The sequence below is a fragment of the Streptomyces sp. TRM64462 genome, from assembly GCF_013362995.1.
GTDB lineage: Bacteria > Actinomycetota > Actinomycetes > Streptomycetales > Streptomycetaceae > Streptomyces.
Window position 1 is genome coordinate 1 of sequence record NZ_JABWDV010000198.1, and the last position, 3125, is coordinate 3125.

Consider the following 3125-nt stretch of genomic DNA (forward strand, 5'->3'; position numbering starts at 1 on the left):
GGGCAGCTCGGCGGCGGCCGCGAGGGCCAGCACCTCCGCCTCGTCCAGGCCCGCGCCGGCGGCGGCCGGGAGCAGCCGGACCTCCGCGACGCGCGGGGCGCCCTCCGTGAGCGTGCCGGTCTTGTCCAGGGCGACGCGGTCGACCGTACCCAGCCGCTCCATCACCACCGCCGACTTGACGAGCACGCCGTGGCGCCCGGCGTTGGCGATGGCGGACAGCAGCGGCGGCATCGTGGCGAGGACCACCGCGCACGGCGACGCCACGATCATGAAGGTCATGGCGCGCAGCAGGGTCTCCTCGAACGCCCCGCCGAACGCGAGCGGCACGGCGAAGAGCGCGAGCGTGGCGGCGACCACGCCCACCGAGTAGCGCTGCTCGATCTTCTCGATGAAGAGCTGCGTCGGCGCCTTGGTGGCGCTGGCCTCCTCCACCATGGCGACGATGCGGGCGATGACCGAGTCGGCCGCGTCCTTGCCGACCCGGACGCGCAGGGCGCCGGTGCCGTTGAGGGTGCCTGCGAAGACCTGGTCGCCCGGGGCCTTGGGGACGGGCAGCGGCTCGCCGGTGATGGTGGCCTGGTCGACGTCGCCGGTGCCGTCGAGGACGGTGCCGTCCGCCGGCAGCCGCTCCCCTGGCCGTACGAGGACGGTGTCACCGACCGTCAGCTCCGCCACGTCCACGGGCTGTTCCGTGCCGTCGGGGCGGAGCCGGACCGCGCGGGCGGGCGCCAGGTCGAGCAGGCCGCGCACGGAGTCGGCGGTGCGCCGGGTCGCGAGCGCCTCCAGGGCGCCCGAAACGGCGAAGATCACGATGAGCAGCCCGCCGTCGAGGAACTGCCCGATGGCGGCGGCGCCGAGTGCGGCGACCACCATCAGCAGGTCCACGTCGAGGGACTTCTCGCGCAGCGCCTGGAGCCCGGCCCAGCCCGGTTCCCAGCCGCCGGCCGCGTAGCAGAGGGCGTACAGCGGGCCCCACGCCCAGGCGGGCGCGCCGGCCAGGTCGAGCGGGAGCGCCGCGAGGAACGCGGCGGTGGCGAGCGCGGCCCAGCGGACCTCGGGCAGCGCCGACAGCCGGGCCCGGCGGGCGGGCGGCGGTACGGCGGACGGGGGCGCCTGGCGGGTGTCGAGCACCGGGGAGGCCATCGGGCACACCTCTTCCATGGGTGGGAACGAAAGAACGGGACGGGAAATGGGACGGGCAGGGCTGCGCGGCCGGCCACCACCATAGCGGAACACATGAAGACCTCTTCATTCGTACGATGTGATGCGCGGCTACGATGACCTTCATGGGACATGGAGCGAACGGCGGGGCAACCCCCACGGGCCGCCTCGACGCCGAGGCCGCGGCCACCATCGCCGCCACCCTGCAGGCCCTCGCCACGCCGTCCCGGCTGATGATCCTGACCCGGCTGCGGCAGGGCCCCTGCGGAGTGACCGAGCTGGCCGAGTCCATCGCCATGGAGCAGTCGGCCGTCTCCCACCAGCTCCGTCTGCTGCGCGCGCTGGGCCTGGTCCACGGGGTGCGGCAGGGCCGCCGGATCGAGTACAGCCTCTACGACAACCATGTGGCGCAGCTCCTCGACGAAGCCGTCTACCACATCGAGCACCTCCGGCTCGGCGCCCGCGACCTGCCCCAACGAACCGTGGATACTGGTCAGTCGTAGAACCTCGACGCGAAGGGGCGGACATGGCCGACCAGTTGGGCAGCGGTCCGGTGGCGGGGCGAGGGGCGCGGCACGCGGTGGTGATCGGCGGCAGTGTCGCCGGGCTCCTCGCGGCCAGGGCGCTCGCCGAACACGCCGAGCGGGTCACGGTCGTCGAGCGGGACCGCTTCCCGCAGGAGGCCGAGCCACGGGCGGGTGTTCCGCAGGGCCGGCATCTGCACGTGCTGCTGGAGGCCGGGCAGCGGGCGATGGACCGGCTGCTGCCGGGTGTGGTGGACGAACTGCGCGCGGCGGGCGCCCCGCGCGTGGGTGTGCCCCGCGACATGGTGCAGTTGCAGGCCGGCCGGTGGTTCCGGCGCACCGACCCCACCTTCCACTTCTTCTGCGGCTCCCGTCCGCAGCTGGAGCAGGTGGTACGGCGCCGGGTGCTGGCCGATCCGAGGGTCGAGGCCCTGGAGGGCACCGAGGTGGTCGGGCTCGCCGGGGACGTGGCGCGGGTGCGCGGCGTGCTGGTGCGGGAGCGGGGTGCCGCGCACCGGGACGCGGAGCCCCGGCTGCTCGCCGCCGACCTGGTCGTGGACGCCTCGGGGCGCGGCACGCGGGCCCCGAAGTGGCTGGCCGCGATCGGTGCGGAGGCGCCGCGCGAGGAGACGCTGGACACGGGACTCGCGTACGCGACCCGCGTGTACCGCAACGAGCGGCACGCCGACGACACCGACGCGCTCGGCCTCTTCCTGGTGCCGAACCCCCGTCAGACGTACGGCGCGGTGGTGCTGCCCGTCGAGGACGGCCGCTTCCTCGTGACGCTGTCCGGGCTGCGGGGTGCCGAACCGCCTACCGACGACAAGGGATTCGAGGCGTACACGGAGCGGTTCCCTGACCCGCTGGTGCGGGACTGGCTGGCGAAGGCCGAGCCCGACTCGCCGGTGTACGGCTTCCGCGCCACCGCGAACGTACGGCGCCGGTACGACCTGACGGGGCGTTCGCCCGCCGGGTTCCTCGCCACGGGCGACGCGCTGTGCACGTTCAACCCGATCTACGGGCAGGGCATGACGGTGGCGGCGCTCGCGGCGGAGGCGCTGCGCGACGCGCTGGCCGACCCGCGCCGTACGCCCACGACCCGGCGGGTCCAGCGGGCGCTGTTCCGGGCGTCGCGCCAGGCGTGGGACATCTCGGCGGGCTCGGACAAGAAGATGCCGGGCGCACTCGGCGACGCGGCCCGCGTCACCCCGGCCGAGCGGCCCGCGAACTGGTACCTCGCGCGCGTACAGGTCCGGGCGGCCGGCGACCCGGTGGTGGGTACCGCGTTCCGCGGCGTGCTGTCCCTGGTGAAGCCGGTGGAGTCGCTGTTCGCGCCGCGCGTGGCCCGGCGGGTGCTGTTCGGCCCGGTGCGGCCGACGCCGGACCGGCCGCCGTTGTGGCGGGAGGAGTAGGCCCCGGCCACCTCCAGTGAGGTGCCGG

At 74.9% G+C, this 3125-nt stretch carries 3 protein-coding genes; 2 read left to right on the forward strand and 1 reads right to left on the reverse strand.

Annotated elements, in window-relative coordinates; genetic code table 11:
* The coding region (locus tag HTZ82_RS09055; protein ID WP_175408792.1) for an HAD-IC family P-type ATPase at window positions 1-1143 on the reverse strand (1143 nt) is incomplete at its 3' end.
* 143 nt (window positions 1144-1286) lie between these two features.
* On the opposite strand from HTZ82_RS09055, the gene HTZ82_RS09060 reads away from it, so the two are divergent.
* On the forward strand, window positions 1287-1664 hold the full coding sequence (locus HTZ82_RS09060; RefSeq protein ID WP_175408793.1) for a metalloregulator ArsR/SmtB family transcription factor: 378 nt from the start codon (window positions 1287-1289) through the stop codon (window positions 1662-1664).
* Between the two features lie 23 nt (window positions 1665-1687).
* Complete coding sequence (locus HTZ82_RS09065) at window positions 1688-3097, forward strand: NAD(P)/FAD-dependent oxidoreductase (protein WP_175408794.1); 1410 nt, start codon at window positions 1688-1690, stop codon at window positions 3095-3097.
* Window positions 3098-3125 lie beyond the last annotated feature (28 nt).